The sequence below is a fragment of the Polaromonas sp. P4_F6 genome (genome assembly GCF_056401275.1).
On sequence record NZ_JBFUJQ010000007.1, the window covers coordinates 56,201 to 71,316 of the forward strand.

17 protein-coding genes are annotated in these 15,116 nt (G+C 63.9%); 15 read left to right on the forward strand and 2 right to left on the reverse strand.

Going from position 1 to position 15,116, the window contains the following annotated elements:
• Positions 1-85: 85 nt before the first annotated feature.
• On the reverse strand, positions 86-1,168 hold the full coding sequence (locus tag AC1DUN_RS16875) for an MBL fold metallo-hydrolase (protein WP_477714960.1): 1,083 nt from the start codon (positions 1,166-1,168) through the stop codon (positions 86-88).
• A gap of 112 nt (positions 1,169-1,280) precedes the next feature.
• On the opposite strand from AC1DUN_RS16875, the gene AC1DUN_RS16880 reads away from it, so the two are divergent.
• From AC1DUN_RS16880 to AC1DUN_RS16945, 14 genes are all read left to right on the forward strand, one after another.
• On the forward strand, positions 1,281-1,682 hold the full coding sequence (locus tag AC1DUN_RS16880; protein ID WP_074579834.1) for a MerR family transcriptional regulator: 402 nt from the start codon (positions 1,281-1,283) through the stop codon (positions 1,680-1,682).
• Positions 1,683-1,808: 126 nt separating this feature from the next.
• Positions 1,809-2,249: a PaaI family thioesterase gene (locus AC1DUN_RS16885; RefSeq protein ID WP_477714961.1), complete on the forward strand. Its 441-nt coding sequence runs from the start codon at positions 1,809-1,811 to the stop codon at positions 2,247-2,249.
• A gap of 50 nt (positions 2,250-2,299) precedes the next feature.
• Entirely contained in the window at positions 2,300-3,481 is a 1,182-nt protein-coding gene (locus AC1DUN_RS16890; RefSeq protein ID WP_477714962.1) for an isovaleryl-CoA dehydrogenase, read from the forward strand.
• Positions 3,482-3,486: 5 nt separating this feature from the next.
• A complete protein-coding gene (locus AC1DUN_RS16895; RefSeq protein WP_477714963.1) occupies positions 3,487-4,308 on the forward strand; it encodes a hypothetical protein in 822 nt (273 codons plus the stop codon).
• 50 nt (positions 4,309-4,358) lie between these two features.
• On the forward strand, positions 4,359-5,051 hold the full coding sequence (gene can / locus AC1DUN_RS16900) for a carbonate dehydratase (protein WP_007867400.1): 693 nt from the start codon (positions 4,359-4,361) through the stop codon (positions 5,049-5,051).
• A gap of 15 nt (positions 5,052-5,066) precedes the next feature.
• Positions 5,067-6,944, forward strand: coding sequence for a bifunctional isocitrate dehydrogenase kinase/phosphatase (gene aceK, locus AC1DUN_RS16905; RefSeq protein WP_477714964.1), 1,878 nt, complete (start codon positions 5,067-5,069; stop codon positions 6,942-6,944).
• Positions 6,945-6,988: 44 nt separating this feature from the next.
• Entirely contained in the window at positions 6,989-7,678 is a 690-nt protein-coding gene (locus AC1DUN_RS16910) for a hypothetical protein (RefSeq protein ID WP_477714965.1), read from the forward strand.
• A gap of 28 nt (positions 7,679-7,706) precedes the next feature.
• Positions 7,707-8,900 (forward strand): acetyl-CoA C-acyltransferase, encoded by a 1,194-nt coding sequence (locus tag AC1DUN_RS16915; protein WP_477714966.1) that lies wholly within the window; start codon positions 7,707-7,709, stop codon positions 8,898-8,900.
• 6 nt (positions 8,901-8,906) lie between these two features.
• A complete protein-coding gene (locus AC1DUN_RS16920; RefSeq protein WP_477714967.1) occupies positions 8,907-9,581 on the forward strand; it encodes an SDR family oxidoreductase in 675 nt (224 codons plus the stop codon).
• A gap of 45 nt (positions 9,582-9,626) precedes the next feature.
• The gene (locus AC1DUN_RS16925) at positions 9,627-10,757 is read left to right on the forward strand and encodes an acyl-CoA dehydrogenase family protein (protein ID WP_477714968.1); all 1,131 of its coding nucleotides are present in this window, start codon (positions 9,627-9,629) and stop codon (positions 10,755-10,757) included.
• 11 nt (positions 10,758-10,768) lie between these two features.
• The gene (locus AC1DUN_RS16930; RefSeq protein WP_477714969.1) at positions 10,769-11,182 is read left to right on the forward strand and encodes a rhodanese-like domain-containing protein; all 414 of its coding nucleotides are present in this window, start codon (positions 10,769-10,771) and stop codon (positions 11,180-11,182) included.
• Positions 11,182-11,604, forward strand: coding sequence for a YchJ family protein (locus tag AC1DUN_RS16935; protein ID WP_477714970.1), 423 nt, complete (start codon positions 11,182-11,184; stop codon positions 11,602-11,604). The genes AC1DUN_RS16930 and AC1DUN_RS16935 overlap by 1 nt, the downstream gene beginning before the upstream one ends.
• A 52-nt stretch (positions 11,605-11,656) precedes the next feature.
• Entirely contained in the window at positions 11,657-12,319 is a 663-nt protein-coding gene (locus AC1DUN_RS16940; protein ID WP_477714971.1) for an HAD family hydrolase, read from the forward strand.
• A gap of 82 nt (positions 12,320-12,401) precedes the next feature.
• On the forward strand, positions 12,402-12,788 hold the full coding sequence (locus tag AC1DUN_RS16945; RefSeq protein WP_477714972.1) for a YciI family protein: 387 nt from the start codon (positions 12,402-12,404) through the stop codon (positions 12,786-12,788).
• 166 nt (positions 12,789-12,954) lie between these two features.
• Here AC1DUN_RS16945 and AC1DUN_RS16950 read toward each other — a convergent pair whose 3' ends face one another.
• Positions 12,955-13,749, reverse strand: a complete 795-nt coding sequence (locus tag AC1DUN_RS16950) for a hypothetical protein (RefSeq protein ID WP_477714973.1) — start codon at positions 13,747-13,749, stop codon at positions 12,955-12,957.
• 177 nt (positions 13,750-13,926) lie between these two features.
• On the opposite strand from AC1DUN_RS16950, the gene AC1DUN_RS16955 reads away from it, so the two are divergent.
• Positions 13,927-15,084, forward strand: a complete 1,158-nt coding sequence (locus AC1DUN_RS16955; RefSeq protein ID WP_477714974.1) for an aminotransferase class V-fold PLP-dependent enzyme — start codon at positions 13,927-13,929, stop codon at positions 15,082-15,084.
• Positions 15,085-15,116 lie beyond the last annotated feature (32 nt).

Consider the following 15,116-nt stretch of genomic DNA (forward strand, 5'->3'; position numbering starts at 1 on the left):
CCCCCGAGGGGGCCGCCCGCCTGTGGCCCGGCAAAGCCGGTTCCACGGCTCATGCTGGTAGGGGGAGGCGCCTTTAATTCGGCCGCTAGGCCGGAACGCTGCTGAAGCGGTAAATGCCGTCGGCGCCTAGCCGGCGCGCAAGCTTTTTCTGGAACCACAGCGCATGCAAATGCGCCACCGCTTCGCCCATGGCGAAGGTGGTCTGGTGCAGGTCCAGCTTGCGGGGGAACATGATGGGCAGGATGTCGGCGGCGCTGCAGGGGGCTGCTCCGCAGGCCTGCATGACTTCGGCCAGGCGGTCGCGGTGGTGGTCGTGCAGCTGGCCTACGCGGGTGTGCAGGCCGCGAAAGGGTTTGCCGTGCGAGGGCAGCACCAGCGTGTCCTTGTCCAGCGGCAGGAACTTGTCGATCGAGTCCAGGAACAGCGTGAGCGAGTTGGCCTCGGGCTCCAGGTCGTAGACGCTCACATTGGTGGAAATGCGCGGCAGCACCATGTCGCCGCTGATCAGCGTGTCCAGTTCCTTGCAGTGCAGGGCGATGTGTTCAGGCGCGTGGCCGTAGCCGCTGATGCAGCGCCAGTCGCGCCCGCCAATGCGCAGCGTCATGCCGTCCATGATGCGCACATAGCTGGCCGGCACCGCGGGCACCATGCCCGGGTAGTAGCTGGCGCGTCCGCGGATTTTTTCGATGGCCTCCGGGTCCACCAGGCCGTGCGAGGCAAAAAAGCGCGCCGCGCTCTCGCCGCCGAAACCCGTGGTGCTTTGCGAGCCTATGCGCGCCGAGTGGTAGTCGGTGGCGCTGATCCACAGCCGGCAAGCCCAGCGCTCGCACAGCCAGTACGCCAGGCCGATGTGGTCGGGGTGCATATGGGTCACGATGACGCGCAGCACCGGCAGGCCTTCGAGCTGCGTAGCGAAAATCTCCTCCCACTGGGCCTTGGACTCTTCCCGGCTGATGCAGCAGTCGACGATGGTCCAGCCCTGGATCCTGGCGCCTGCCTGGTTTGGGTCGTCGATCTCGTCGCGCAGCAGCCACAGGTTGATGTGGTCCAGCGCGAAGGGCAAGGCCATGCGTATCCACTTCACGCCGGGCGCCACTTCCAGCGCCGCGCCCGAGGCGGGCAGGGTGTCGCCGAAGGGGTAGTGCAGTTGCTGTTCAAGGAGGTTCATGGCAATATTCACGGTATATTTGACGTTTACGTAAACGTCATGTTCAGCCATTGTAGGGACCGCGCCTGTTTCGCGCTGTCGCCCCCGTTTGCACAGGACTTCACCCACCACCATGGCCACCACTTACACCATCAGCGACCTGGCAAAAGAGTTCGACCTGACCACGCGCGCCATGCGGTTCTACGAAGACATGGGCCTGCTGCAGCCGCAGCGCGAAGGGGCGGGCGGCCGCAACCGCGTCTACACCGCGCGCGACCGCACCCGGCTCAAGCTCACGCTGCGCGCCAAGCGCCTGGGGCTGTCGCTGGTCGAGGCCAAGGAAATCATCGACTCCTACGACAGCCCGCGCGACACCGCGCCGCAGCTGCGCAAGTTCCTGGCTGTGCTGGGCGAGCACCGCAAAAAGCTCGAGGCCCAGTTGATGGACCTGCAGGCCAACCTCGACGAAATCCGCACCCACGAAAAAGAAGCCAAGGCCCTGCTCGGCAAGGCCGAAAAAAGCAAGGCCGCCTGAGCCCGGTTCCCATTTCCCGCCAGGCCGCTGGGTCAAAACCACGCGGGCCCGCAAATACGCCATAATTGACGTTTACGTAAACGTCAACTAAACCCGGTCTCCCTCACACCTCGTAAAGGGCTCTCCATGGACGCACCCGCCCCCTCCGCGCTGTTCCGCCGCATCGAAGCCAGCTTTTTGCGCCAGGGCCTGATGCGGCACCTGGGCGCGCGCCTGCTGCGCGTGGAGCCGGGCCTGTGCGAAGTGGCGCTGCCCTGGTCGGACAACGTGACCCAGCAGCAGGGCAGCTTTCACGGTGGCGCCATGGGCGCGCTGGCCGACATTGCCGGTGGTTATGCGGCCCTCACCGTGGCCGCCGAAGACAGCGAAGTCACCACGGTCGAATACAAGATCAACTTCATGGCCGCCTTCCGGGACGGCGAGCTGCGCGCCCTGGGCCGCGTCGCCAGGGCCGGCAAGCGCATCATCGTCACCACCGCCGAGGTCACGCACGTCGCCCCGGGCGGCAAGGAAAGCCCCTGCGCCCTGATGCAGCAGACCCTGGTGCCCGTGCCCAAGACCTACTGAGCCCTTATTCCGACAATCCCCACAATCCAGCCTTCAAAAGGACGCCCACCATGACCAACATGCCCGGACTCAACTTCATGCTCGGTGAAGACATAGACGCCCTGCGCGACGCGGTGCGCGAATTTGCCCAGGCCGAAATCGCCCCGCGCGCGGCCGAGATCGACCGCAGCGACCAGTTCCCCATGGACCTCTGGCCCAAGATGGGCGCGCTCGGCGTGCTGGGCATCACCGTGGGCGAGGAATACGGCGGCGCCAACATGGGCTACCTGGCCCACATGATCGCCATGGAAGAGATCAGCCGCGCCAGCGCCTCCGTGGGCCTGTCCTACGGCGCGCACAGCAACCTCTGCGTCAACCAGATCAAGCGCAACGGCAGCGACGAACAGCGCAAAAAATACCTGCCCAAACTCATCAGCGGCGAACATGTGGGGGCGCTCGCCATGAGCGAGCCCGGCGCCGGCAGCGACGTCATCAGCATGAAGCTCAAGGCCGAGGACAAGGGCGGCTACTACCTGCTCAACGGCAGCAAGATGTGGATCACCAACGGCCCCGACGCCGACACCCTGGTGGTCTACGCCAAGACCGAGCCCGAACTCGGCGCGCGCGGCGTCACCGCCTTCCTGATCGAAAAAGGCATGAAGGGCTTTTCCGTCGCGCAAAAGCTCGACAAGCTCGGCATGCGCGGCAGCCACACCGGCGAGCTGGTCTTCAACAATGTGGAGGTGCCGGCCAGCCAGATCCTGGGCGGCCTTAACAGCGGCGCCAAGGTGCTCATGAGCGGCCTCGACTACGAGCGCGCCGTGCTCACCGGCGGCCCGCTGGGCATCATGCAGTCCGTCATGGACAGCGTCGTGCCCTACATCCACGACCGCAAGCAGTTCGGCCAGAGCATAGGCGAGTTCCAGCTCATCCAGGGCAAGGTCGCCGACATGTACACCGTGCTGCAGGCCGGCCGCGCCTTTGCCTACACCGTCGCCAAAAACCTCGACTTATTGGGCGTCGAGCACGTGCGCCAGGTCCGCAAGGACTGCGCCTCCGTCATCCTCTGGTGCGCCGAAAAAGCCACCTGGATGGCCGGCGAGGGCCTGCAGATCCACGGCGGCAACGGCTACATCAACGAATACCCGCTGGGCCGGCTCTGGCGCGACGCCAAGCTCTATGAAATAGGCGCCGGCACCAGCGAAATCCGCCGCATGCTCATAGGGCGCGAGCTGTTCGCCGAGACCATGTGAGGCCGGTGCCCATGCCGGTGATACATCAGAGCGCGAAATGGGTTCTTGTGCTCGCGCTTGCCGCGCTTCTCGGCGCGTGCGAGAAAGACGAACCCCTGCCCAACAACGCCGCGTCCGTCGAAGCGGACGCCAGCTTCGAATGCCCTGTTCCCGAATCGTTGCGGGGAAAGGTGACGAACGTTCTTGTGGAAGGCTCAAGAATCGGGGAGCCGAGCGGGAACGAGCTCGCCCTGGAGGGCAGTTTTGTGGCCTACACCGTGGGCCTTACCTTGCAGGATGGCTCCAGCGCCAGCATCCAGCTTGATGACACCCTGCATTTCAGCGCCAAGGGCCTGGCGCATCACACGGCCTGCGAACAGTTCAAATGGAAAAGCCTGGGCAACCTCACCCTGTTTGAGTACTTTCACGGCGGAGCAAACCCCTATCCCGCCCAGCAGCTGATGTATTCGCGCGGCGCCACCCCGAACTTCAAGGACCTGCACGCACTTCTCGGCAAAGATAGCCCCGGCTTTTTTGAAAGCCAGGGCGAGCGCTGCCTGGCCGGGCTGGTCAAAGGCGACGGTGAAGTGCAGCGATGGTGTTACCAGGACGGCAAGCTGCATCTCACCCGCAAGATGCTGGATGCCTCGGTTGCCGGCAGCGAGTACCGGTTTGTCTGTGATTTCTCCGGCGAAGGCCCCTTGCTGGTCGACGCATCGATCATGAAAGCAGCCGGGCCGGACCGCAGCCCACCCGGCCCCGACAGCGACCAGCTCGCCACCGACTTCAGGGAAAAATGCCTGGCCGAAAAATCGCTTTTGAAGCCGAAGGCCGTCGATGAAAAATGATTTCAGCCGCCTCCCGGACGGCATTCCCGCCGGCAGGTGAAAATACGCCCATGACCACCTCTCTCCAAGACCTTTTTGCCCATAACCGTGCCTGGGCCGCGCAGATGGAGGCCGAACGGCCCGGCTTCTTCACCGGCCTGGTGAAGCAGCAGACGCCCAGGTACATGTGGATAGGCTGCTCCGACAGCCGCGTGCCCGCCAACCAGATCACCGGCCTGGAGCCCGGCGAGGTGTTTGTGCACCGCAACGTCGCCAACATCGTCGTGCACTCCGACCTCAACGCGCTCTCGGCCATCCAGTTCGCCGTCGAGCGCCTCAAGGTCAAAGACATCATGGTCGTCGGCCACTACGGCTGCTCCGGCGTGCAGGCCGCGCTCGAAGGTGCGCGCATAGGTCTGGCCGACAACTGGCTCCGCCACATCCAGGACGTGCGGCATCGCCACCGCCAACTGCTCGACAGCCTGCCCGAGGACGTGCGCGCCCAGGCCCTGTGCGACATCAACGTCATCGAGCAGGTCGTCAACGTCTCGGTCAGCACCGTCATGGTCGACGCCTGGGCGCGCGGCCAGGAGGTCACCGTGCACGGCTGGGCCTTCGGCGTGCATGACGGCCTGCTGCAGGATCTGCAGATGAGCGTCGCCGGGCCCGAGCAGCTCGACATGCTTTACAGCAAGGCCATAGACCGCGTCTGGGACGTGTGGATGGCCCGCGTGGGCGGCGGCACGCAGCAGCAACTGGTCTGAAGAAGGCCGGCCGCCATGTTCCCGCAGCGCCTGGACTCGAGCATCGCCTACGACATCGCCAAGGCGATGATGGACGGCTTCAACCGCCATTACCAGCTGTTCCGCACCGAGTCCGCGCGCGCCAAACACCGCTTTGAAACGGCCGACTGGCACGGCCAGCAGCGCGCCCAGCGCGAGCGCATCGAGTTCTACGACCTGCGCGTGCGCGAGGCCTCCACCCGGCTGGAGCGCGAATTCAAGGCCGGCGAGCAGCCCATGGACGTCTGGCAGCAGGTCAAGCTGCACTACATAGGCCTGCTGGTCAACCACCACCAGCCCGAGCTCGCCGAGACTTTTTTCAACTCGGTCACCACCAAGATACTGCACCGCAGCTACTTCCAGAACGACTTCATCTTCGTGCGCCCGGCCGTCAGCACCGAGTACATCGAAAACGAAGAGCCCACCGCCCAGCCCACCTACCGCGCCTACTACCCCACGCGCGACAACATGCGTGACGTGCTGCTGCAGCTGGTGCGCGACTTCGACCTGCGCCTGCCCTTTGAAGACCTGGAGCGCGACGCCGGTTATGTGCTCGAGGCCATCAGCGAGCGCTTCGCCGACGTCAAGCTGCGCGCCAACTTCCAGATCCAGGTCCTGACCAGCCTGTTCTTTCGCAACAAGGGCGCTTACGTCGTCGGCAAGATCATCAACGGTTTTAACGAAGTGCCCTTCGCGCTGCCGGTGCTGCACAACAAGGCCGGCAAGCTGGTGATTGACGCCGCGCTGTTCGGCGAAGACGATTTGCTGATCCTCTTCAGTTTTGCGCGCGCCTACTTCATGGTCGACATGGGCATTCCCTCGGCCTATGTGCAGTTTTTGCGCAGCATGATGCCGCACATGCCGCGCGCCGAAATCTACAACGCGCTGGGCCTGGCCAAGCAGGGCAAGACGCTGTTCTACCGCGACTTTTTGTACCACCTGCGGCATTCCACCGACAAGTTCCGCATCGCGCCCGGCATCAAGGGCATGGTCATGCTGGTGTTCGACCTGCCGTCCTTTCCCTATGTCTTCAAGGTCATCAAGGACTACTACCCGCCGCAGAAAGACACCACGCGCGAGCAGATCAAGGGCAAGTACCTGCTGGTCAAGCAGCACGACCGCGTGGGCCGCATGGCCGACACCCAGGAATACAGCGAGGTCGCCTTCCCGCGCGACCGCTTCGACGACGAACTGATCGCCGAGATCGAAAAATTCGCGCCCAGCCAGCTCGAGATCAGCGACCGCGACGGCGACGGCCAGACCGAGGTCATCATCAAGCACGTCTACATCGAGCGCCGCATGATCCCGCTCAACATCTACCTGCAGGAAGCCTTCGACGCCGGCGTCACCGAGCCCGCCGCCAAGGACCAGATAGAGCGCGCCGTCGTCGAGTACGGCAACGCCATCAAGGACCTGGTGGCCGCCAACATCTTCCCCGGCGACATGCTCTGGAAGAACTTCGGCATCACGCGCCACGGCAAGGTCGTGTTCTACGACTACGACGAGATCGAATACATCACCGACTGCAACTTCCGCAAGGTGCCCGCCGCCCGCAACGACGAAGACGAAATGAGCGGCGAGGTCTGGTACTCCGTCGGGCCCAAGGACGTGTTCCCCGAAACCTTTGAGCCCTTTTTGCTCGGCAACGACGCGGTGCGCGAGGTCTTCATGAAGCACCACGCCAACCTGCTGGATGCCGAGTTCTGGCAAAAACACCAGGCCCGCATCCAGGCCGGCCATGTGCACGATGTTTTCCCTTACGAGCGCGAAAAGCGTTTTATCGCGCTGCACAGCCCGGGCGAGGCCCACGACGAAGTGCTGACCCAGCTGCCGCCCGAACCGGCTCTCACAGGCCTCAGCGGCCTGACGCCCTGAACCAGTCCAACAGTGACCGGAACAAACAGCGAGGCAAGAAAGACATGACGATATCAACTCCACTCATCAGGGCTTGGGCGCTTTTTGCGGCGCTGGCCTTTTTCTGCGGTTTCGCTTTCTCGCAGGACATCTCGCTGTTACCCAAATACGGCAATGGACAAAAGAGCGAACAGCAAAAAGCGGCAGACGCCGAATTCCTGAGCCAGGTTGACGCCCGCTACCCGGGTGACAGGCCAAAGGCGGCGAAAGAGGTCTCGGATCGGGGCTGGCAGTTGCTGCGCCAGGGCAATCTGGCAGATGCCATGCGCCGCTTCAACCAGGCCTGGTTGATTGACCCGAAGAGCGTGCCCTCGCTATGGGGAATGGCCGCAGTGTCTTCTTACAGTGACCAGGGCCTTCTCGCTTCATTGAGCCTGTTTGCGGAAGCCGAAAAGCTGGCGCCCGACGACATCGATCTTGCCGTTGATTACGCCAAAACCATCGGTATTGCGGCAGGCGTGGTGAGCAACCCCACCATGATGGCCGAGGCTGTCAGGCGTTATGAGGCCATCTACAAAAAAGCACCGGGCCACACGCTCAACCTGCAAAACTGGGCCATCGCCGAGTACACCAGCGGCAATTACCGTATGGCCTGGACGCACCTGAAGCTCGCCGAGGCCACTCCGAAACGAGCCGATATCGACCCGAATTTCGTCAAGGCGCTGGAGGCAAAAATGCCCCGGCCCGCCAACTAAGCTGAATCAACTGAAAGGAAACACGACCATGTCCAGCTCCAACCAAGATTCCATCGTCATCCTCGGCGCAGCCCGCACCCCCATGGGCGGCTTCCAGGGCGACTTCACCAGCCTCTCGGCCCACGACCTGGGCGGCGCCGCCATCAAGGCCGCCATTGAACGCGCCGGCATCGCGTCGGAGAAGGTCGACGAAGTGCTGTTCGGCAACTGCTTGATGGCCGGCCAGGGCCAGGCCCCGGCGCGCCAGGCCGGCTTCAAGGGCGGCCTGCCCGCCAGCGTGGGCGCGGTCACGCTCTCCAAGATGTGCGGCTCCGGCATGGAAGCCACCATGCTGGCCCACGACCAGCTGGTGGCCGGCAGCCGCGACGTCATGGTCTCCGGCGGCATGGAAAGCATGACCAACGCGCCGCATTTGCTGCTCAAGGGCCGCAGCGGCATCCGTATCGGCCACGACCGCATCTATGACCACATGATGCTGGACGGCCTCGAAGACGCCTACGAACCCGGCCGCGCCATGGGCACTTTCGGCGAGCAGTGCGCCGAGAAATACCAGTTCACCCGCGAAGCGCAGGACGCCTTTGCCACCGCCAGCGTCAACCGCGCCAAGGCCGCCACCGAGTCCGGCGCCTTCAAGGCCGAAATCACCCCCGTTACCGTCAAGGGCCGCAGTGGCGACACGGTGATCTCCATCGATGAAGGCCCGGGCAAGGTCAAGCTCGACAAGATTCCCACGCTCAAGCCCGCTTTCAAGAAGGACGGCACCATCACCGCCGCCTCCAGCTCCTCCATCAACGACGGCGCCGCCGCCCTGGTGCTGGCCCGGGAATCGACCGCCAAGGAACTGGGCGCCAAGCCCATCGCCCGCATCGTCGGCCACGCCACCTTCGCGCAGCAGCCTGAGTGGTTCACCACCGCACCGGTGGGCGCCGTCAACAAGCTGCTCAAGAAGATAGGCTGGAGCGTCAAGGACGTGGACCTCTGGGAAGTCAACGAAGCCTTTGCCGTCGTGCCCATGGCCGCGATGAAGGAACTCGGCATCAGCCACGACATCGTCAACGTCAACGGCGGCGCCTGCGCGCTGGGCCACCCGATTGGCGCATCGGGCGCCCGCATCATCGTCACGCTGATCCATGCGCTCAAGGCGCGCGGCCTGAAAAAAGGCATCGCCACGCTGTGCATAGGCGGCGGCGAAGGCACGGCGCTGGCCCTCGAGTTGGTCTGAACCACGATGAAGGTCCTCGTCATAGGCGCATCGCGCGGCATAGGGCTTGAATTCGCCCGCCAGTACCTGGCCGAAGGCGCGCAGGTCATTGCCACCGCGCGCGACGACGAAGGCCTGCAGCGCCTCAAGGGCCTGGGCGCCAAGGCCTTGCGCCTGGACGTGGCCCAGCCCGCCAGCATCAGCGGCCTGGCCTGGCTGCTCGACGGCGAGGAAATCGACATCGCCCTCTATGTGGCCGGCGTCTTCCCGCACGGCGACGCGCTGACGCCGCCCACACGCGAGGCCTTTGACAACGCCATGCACACCAATGTGCTGGGCGCCATGCAGGCGATTCCGCAGGTCGCGCCCCTGGTCGAGGCGGTGCGCGGCGGCGGTGGGCGCTTTGCCTTTATCAGCAGCGCCATGGCCAAAATAGACGGCGTGGAAAACAGCCGCGGCTGGGTCTACCGCGCCAGCAAGGCTGCCCTCAATATGGTGGTCGCCTCGGCCCAGCACGACTACCCCAAGGCCATCATGGTCGCCCTGTCACCGGGCTGGGTGCAGACTGACATGGGCGGCAGCGGTGCGCCGCTCACCACGGTGCAAAGCGTGACTGCCATGCGCGCCACGCTGGCCGGGCTCAAGCCCGCGCACAAGGGCGCTTTTCTTGATTACGACGGCCGCCGCTTCGGCGCCTGGTAAGCCTTTCACGGCTTTCGTTTTTCCACATTCATCGCAAGGCACAGCATGTTGCTCAACCAGGACCAGGAAATGATCCGCGACGCGGTCCGCGCGTTCGCGAAAGAAGAACTCTGGCCCCATGCCGCGCGCTGGGACAAGGAGCACCACTTCCCCGTCGAAGCCCACAAAGGCCTGGCCGCGCTGGGCGCCTACGGCATCTGCGTGCCTGAAGAGTTTGGCGGCGCCAACCTGGACTACCTCACGCTGGCCCTGGTACTGGAAGAAATCGCCGCCGGCGACGGCGGCACCAGCACCGCCATCAGCGTCACCAACTGCCCCGTCAACGCCATCCTGATGCGCTACGGCAATGCCCAGCAGAAAAAGCAGTGGCTGACAAAGCTGGCGCAAGGCGAGATGCTGGGCGTCTTCTGCCTGACCGAGCCGCATGTCGGCAGCGACGCATCGTCGCTGCGCACCACGGCCGTCAAGCAGGGCGATGAATACGTGCTCAACGGTGTCAAGCAGTTCATCACCAGCGGCAAGAACGGCCACGCCGCCATCGTCATTGCCGTGACCGACAAGGGCGCCGGCAAAAAAGGCATGAGCGCCTTCATCGTGCCCACCAGCGCGCCCGGTTATGTGGTCGCGCGCCTGGAAGACAAGCTGGGCCAGCATTCCAGCGACACCGCGCAAATCAATTTTGACAACTGCCGCATCCCGGCCGAGAACCTGATTGGCAGCGAAGGCGAGGGCTACAAGATCGCCCTGGGCGCGCTCGAGGGCGGCCGCATAGGCATCGCCGCGCAAAGCGTGGGCATGGCGCGCAGCGCGTTTGAATTCGCCCTCGACTATGCGAAAGAGCGCCAAAGCTTTGGCACCGCCATCTTCAACCACCAGGCCGTGGGCTTTCGCCTGGCCGAATGCGCCACCAAGATCGAAGCCGCGCGCCAGCTGATCTGGCACGCCGCCAGCCTGCGCGACGCCGGCCTGCCCTGCCTGAAAGAAGCCGCCATGGCCAAGCTGTTTGCCAGCGAAATGGCCGAACAGGTCTGCAGCGTGGCGATCCAGACCCTGGGCGGTTATGGCTATGTGAACGACTTCCCGGTCGAACGCATTTACCGCGACGTGCGCGTGTGCCAGATCTACGAAGGCACCTCCGACGTGCAGAAGATCATCATTCAAAGAGCCCTGGCCTGAGGAGACAGCAAATGCCCATCACCAAAGGATTCCGCGCCCTGGTCGACGAGGCCATGGCCCAGGTCAAGACTTACAGCGTCGACGAAGTCAAGGCGCGCCTGAACGACCCGAAGGTGCAAATCGTCGACATCCGCGACGTGCGTGAACTCAGCGCCGGCACCGTCGTCGGCAGCTACCACGCGCCGCGCGGCATGCTCGAGTTCTGGGTGGACCCGGCCTCGCCTTATCACAAGCCCCTGTTTGCCGACGAGGGCAAGGAGTTCATCCTATTCTGCGGCGCGGGCTGGCGTAGCGCCCTGGCCACCAAAACCCTGCAGGACATGGGCATGCGCAATGTCGCCCACATAGACGGCGGTTATGCCGAATGGGTCAAACAAGGCGCGCCCACGGAGACACTGGAAGAACGCAAGGCCAAAAAGGGCTGATGGCGCAGATGCCCCAGCCCGCAGCTTCCCAAGCCTGCCCCTGCGGCCGCCAGGCTAGCAAGCGGCCCCTGGCCTATGCCCAGTGCTGCGGCCGCTACCTCGACCACTTTGACACCGCCCCCGCACCCGACGCCGAGTCGCTGATGCGCTCGCGCTACACCGCCTTTGTGGCCGAGCGCGACTACTACCTGCTCGCCACCTGGCACGCCAGCCACAGGCCGACAACGATTGATTTCGATCCCGGCGCCAAATGGCTGGGCCTGGAAGTGCGCAGCCACCGCCAGCTCGACGCCACGCACGCCGAAGTCGAATTTGTCGCGCGCCAGAAAAGCCCGGGCAGCCCGGCCGTGCGACTGCATGAGCGCAGCCGCTTCGTGCGTGAAGCCGGCCGTTGGTACTATGTGGACGGCGACGCGCTCTAGAAGTAGAAGCCCGGCCGCCGTGGCGTGAAGCAACAAAACAGAAAGGCTCCCGGTGAAATTCGACGCGGTGTTATTCGACTGTGACGGCGTGCTGGTCGACAGCGAACCCATTACCAACGGCGTGCTGCGCGACATGCTCGAAGAGCGCGGCTGGAAGCTCAGTCCCGCCGAATGCATGCGCATTTTTGTCGGCAAGGCCGTCAAGGACGAAGCCGCGCTGATCGCCGCCAACACCGGCAGCCCCTTGACCGAAGAGTGGATGGTCCAGTTCCGCGAGCGCCGCAACCAGGGCCTGATGCGTGACCTCAAGGCGATTGCCGGCGCCGTCGACGCCATCGCCAAGGTCCATGCGCTGTACGGCGGCCGCATCGCCTGCGCCTCGGGCGCCGACCGCTTCAAGGTCGAGCTGCAGCTCGAAAAATGCGGCTTGATGCCCTTCTTCAAGGGCCGCATCTTCAGCGGCCACGAGCTGCCGCGCTCCAAACCCTTTCCCGACGTCTACCTGGCCGCCGCCGCGGCCCTGGGCGTGGACCCCAAACGCTGCGCCGTGGTTGAAGACACCGTCACCGGCGTCACCGCCGGCGTGGCGGCCGGCTGCACGGTATTTGGCTACAGCCCGTCTGAAATGGGGCATGACGCCCCGAATGCCCTCAAAGCCAGCGGCGCATCCCAGGTGTTTACCGACATGGCGGACCTGGCGGCCTTGTTAAGCTGAAATTTTTCCCGGCCGGCATGTCGATTCCGGCCTGCCCCGTTCGTCGTAAAGGTGTCATCAACCACTTTTCGAAGGAAACACCATGAAATACCTCTGCCTCGCCTATTACAACCCCGCCGACTTCGCCGCCATGGCGCCCGCCGACGTGCAGGCCCTGGTCAGCCAGTGCCCGCCCAAGGACAAGGAACTCAAGGCCACCGGCCAGCTGCGCCTCAGCGCCTCGCTGGGCGAGCCCGGGCAGACCATTCGCATCCAGCCGCGCGGCGGCAAGCCCAAAGTCACCGATGGCCCCTTCACCGAAATCAAGGAACTGGTGGGCGGCTTCTTCATCATCGAGGCCGACAGCCGCGACGAAGCCGTGCGCCTGGCCTCCATCCACCCGGCCGCCACGCTGGGCGAAACCGTGGGCTGGCGCATAGACATGCACCCCATTGGTTTTTTTGAGCAGTACACCGGCAAGGCGGCCTGAACGCTGAGCCGGGGCGCCCGCGGGGCCAGGGTTAACGTGCATGAGCTACGGCGCACGCGGTCCAACGCGACAAGAAAACACCCATGACCCCACGGGCAACCCCTTCAAGGCCGCCCTCCAGGCAGACAAGCCCCGGATCGGCTCCGATCCGCAGCATGGTTGCCCGCTATGAATAAACCAGCGTAATCACGGTGAAGGCCGCCACAAGGCCCCAGGCAAACGTCCAGTACAGGACCTTGCTCACCGTCATTTTTGTTCTCTTGCGCCATGGCGGAACAGGCCGGCTGGCTTGGCTTGGTGAAGTGATAGGCGCCGGCCAGCTGTAAGGCGCATTGGCGTCAAGAGGCGGCCAGGCCGTGAACGGATATGCGCCTTCGTCAAAAGCACTGCCCATTGCGCGTTCCAGTCCGGCCGCAAAATGCGCGTCTTCCGGCGTGTTTGCGGCTTCTATGTTGCGAACGATTTCCCGCACCTCGTCACGGGACTGTTCCAGGCTGTGAAGTTCGCGCAAGATTCTGGCGAGGCCTGCTTTGCCAGTTGTCGCGGCCGCGTCGCCGGCGATAAAAAAGCGCCCCTTCGTTTCATTCGCCAGGATCGCCGCAGTCAGGGCCTGCATGAAATAGGCCGCCTGCGACCGCCCGCTTGCGCTTCGGGTTTGAAGCTCCCAGGTATAGGCATCGACTTTGGCCAGCAGCGAGGCCGCGCCTTGGGCTGCCTTGGGGTCGGCAGCCACCGGCACGTATCCGAATCCCACCAGCAGTGCCTGGCCCGGCAGGATGCGTTCGAGGAAAGCAGGCGCCTCATGAATGGCCACATACAAGGTGCCCAGGGCGTTCATTTCCAGCAAGCGGTTTTCCGGATGGATCTCAATGCGAAATCCCGCCTCGCTGAATCCTCGAACCAGTCGGGCCTCGAGACCAAGCAGGTCGTTGCCCAGGAATGCGTGAATGTCGATGCTCATAGAGGGGGGGGGGCTGGGTTACGGTTTTGGGCCAGCTTAACCCTGCAAGGGGAGCCTTCTTCAGGTTCCGATCGCAAGACGGTGGGCCTCAAGCGCCAAAACCCTCCCCGATTGTCAAAAAGCGCCATCCTGCTAAGCTGGCTCCCCGACTTTTCAACAAAAGATTGCGAGACAAACATGCCCGGACTTCTGCCTAACGTAGACCCAGACGGTTTGCTGGAATTCTCCGTCGTCTACACCGACCGCGCGCTCAATCACATGTCGCGCAGCTTCCAGGGCGTGATGGGCGACATCTCGGCCATCCTCAAAGAGGTCTACCACGCGCACTCGGTCGCGCTGGTACCCGGCAGCGGCACCTACGGTATGGAAGCGGTGGCCCGCCAGTTCGCCGCCGGCAAACATGTCATGGTGATCCGCAACGGCTGGTTCAGCTACCGCTGGACGCAGATTTTTGAAATGGGCAACATCCCCGCCTCGCACACCGTGCTCAAGGCCCGCAAGACAGCGGCAGGCGCCCAGGCGCCGTGGATTCCCGCGCCGGTGGCCGACGTCGTCGCCGCCATCGCCAAGGAAAAGCCCGCCCTGGTCTTTGCCCCGCACGTGGAGACCGCCTCCGGCATGATGCTGCCCGACAGCTACATCCAGTCCGTCGCCGCCGCCGTGCATGCCGTCGGCGGCCTGTTTGTGCTCGACTGCATTGCCTCCGGCGCCATGTGGGTGGACATGAAAGCCACGGGCGTAGACATCCTGATATCAGCCCCACAAAAAGGCTGGAGCAGCTCACCGTGCTGCGCCATGGTCATGCTCAGCGAACGCGCACGCACCGCGATAGAAACCACCACAAGCTCCAGCTTTGCCTGCGACTTGAAAAAGTGGCTGCAAATCATGGAAACCTACGAAAAAGGCGGCCACGCCTACCACGCAACGCTACCGACAGACGCCCTCACACGCCTGCGCGCCACCATGAAAGAGACGCAAGACTACGGCTTTGCCAAAGTGAAGGCCGAACAAGAGGAACTGGGCAGCAAGGTGCGCCAGCTGTTCGAAAGCCGCGGCCTGCCCAGCGTGGCGGCCGAGGGCTTCAAGGCCCCGGGCGTGGTGGTCAGCTACACCACCGACCCCGACATCCAGTCAGGCAAGAAGTTTTTAAACGAAGGCCTGCAAACCGCCGCCGGCGTGCCGCTGCAATGCGATGAAGGGCCTGACTTCAAGACCTTTCGTGTGGGGCTGTTTGGGCTGGAGAAGTGGCACAACGTGGACCGGACTGTGGCGAATCTGGCCGGAGCTTTGGATGGAATTGGGGTGGGGGTCAAGGCTGCGGAGGCCCTGGTTTGAGTTCAAAATCCTGTGATCCCAGGATTTTGTTG

What these genes read in the sequence shown, in the direction of transcription:
- AC1DUN_RS16875 (WP_477714960.1), bottom strand. Translation starts at nt 1,168, where the DNA reads ATGAACCTCCTTGAACAGCAACTGCACTACCCCTTCGGCGACACCCTG.
- AC1DUN_RS16880 (WP_074579834.1), top strand. Translation starts at nt 1,281, where the DNA reads ATGGCCACCACTTACACCATCAGCGACCTGGCAAAAGAGTTCGACCTG.
- AC1DUN_RS16885 (WP_477714961.1), top strand. Translation starts at nt 1,809, where the DNA reads ATGGACGCACCCGCCCCCTCCGCGCTGTTCCGCCGCATCGAAGCCAGC.
- AC1DUN_RS16890 (WP_477714962.1), top strand. Translation starts at nt 2,300, where the DNA reads ATGACCAACATGCCCGGACTCAACTTCATGCTCGGTGAAGACATAGAC.
- can (WP_007867400.1), top strand. Translation starts at nt 4,359, where the DNA reads ATGACCACCTCTCTCCAAGACCTTTTTGCCCATAACCGTGCCTGGGCC.
- aceK (WP_477714964.1), top strand. Translation starts at nt 5,067, where the DNA reads ATGTTCCCGCAGCGCCTGGACTCGAGCATCGCCTACGACATCGCCAAG.
- AC1DUN_RS16910 (WP_477714965.1), top strand. Translation starts at nt 6,989, where the DNA reads ATGACGATATCAACTCCACTCATCAGGGCTTGGGCGCTTTTTGCGGCG.
- AC1DUN_RS16915 (WP_477714966.1), top strand. Translation starts at nt 7,707, where the DNA reads ATGTCCAGCTCCAACCAAGATTCCATCGTCATCCTCGGCGCAGCCCGC.
- AC1DUN_RS16920 (WP_477714967.1), top strand. Translation starts at nt 8,907, where the DNA reads ATGAAGGTCCTCGTCATAGGCGCATCGCGCGGCATAGGGCTTGAATTC.
- AC1DUN_RS16925 (WP_477714968.1), top strand. Translation starts at nt 9,627, where the DNA reads ATGTTGCTCAACCAGGACCAGGAAATGATCCGCGACGCGGTCCGCGCG.
- AC1DUN_RS16930 (WP_477714969.1), top strand. Translation starts at nt 10,769, where the DNA reads ATGCCCATCACCAAAGGATTCCGCGCCCTGGTCGACGAGGCCATGGCC.
- AC1DUN_RS16935 (WP_477714970.1), top strand. Translation starts at nt 11,182, where the DNA reads ATGGCGCAGATGCCCCAGCCCGCAGCTTCCCAAGCCTGCCCCTGCGGC.
- AC1DUN_RS16945 (WP_477714972.1), top strand. Translation starts at nt 12,402, where the DNA reads ATGAAATACCTCTGCCTCGCCTATTACAACCCCGCCGACTTCGCCGCC.
- AC1DUN_RS16950 (WP_477714973.1), bottom strand. Translation starts at nt 13,749, where the DNA reads ATGAGCATCGACATTCACGCATTCCTGGGCAACGACCTGCTTGGTCTC.
- AC1DUN_RS16955 (WP_477714974.1), top strand. Translation starts at nt 13,927, where the DNA reads ATGCCCGGACTTCTGCCTAACGTAGACCCAGACGGTTTGCTGGAATTC.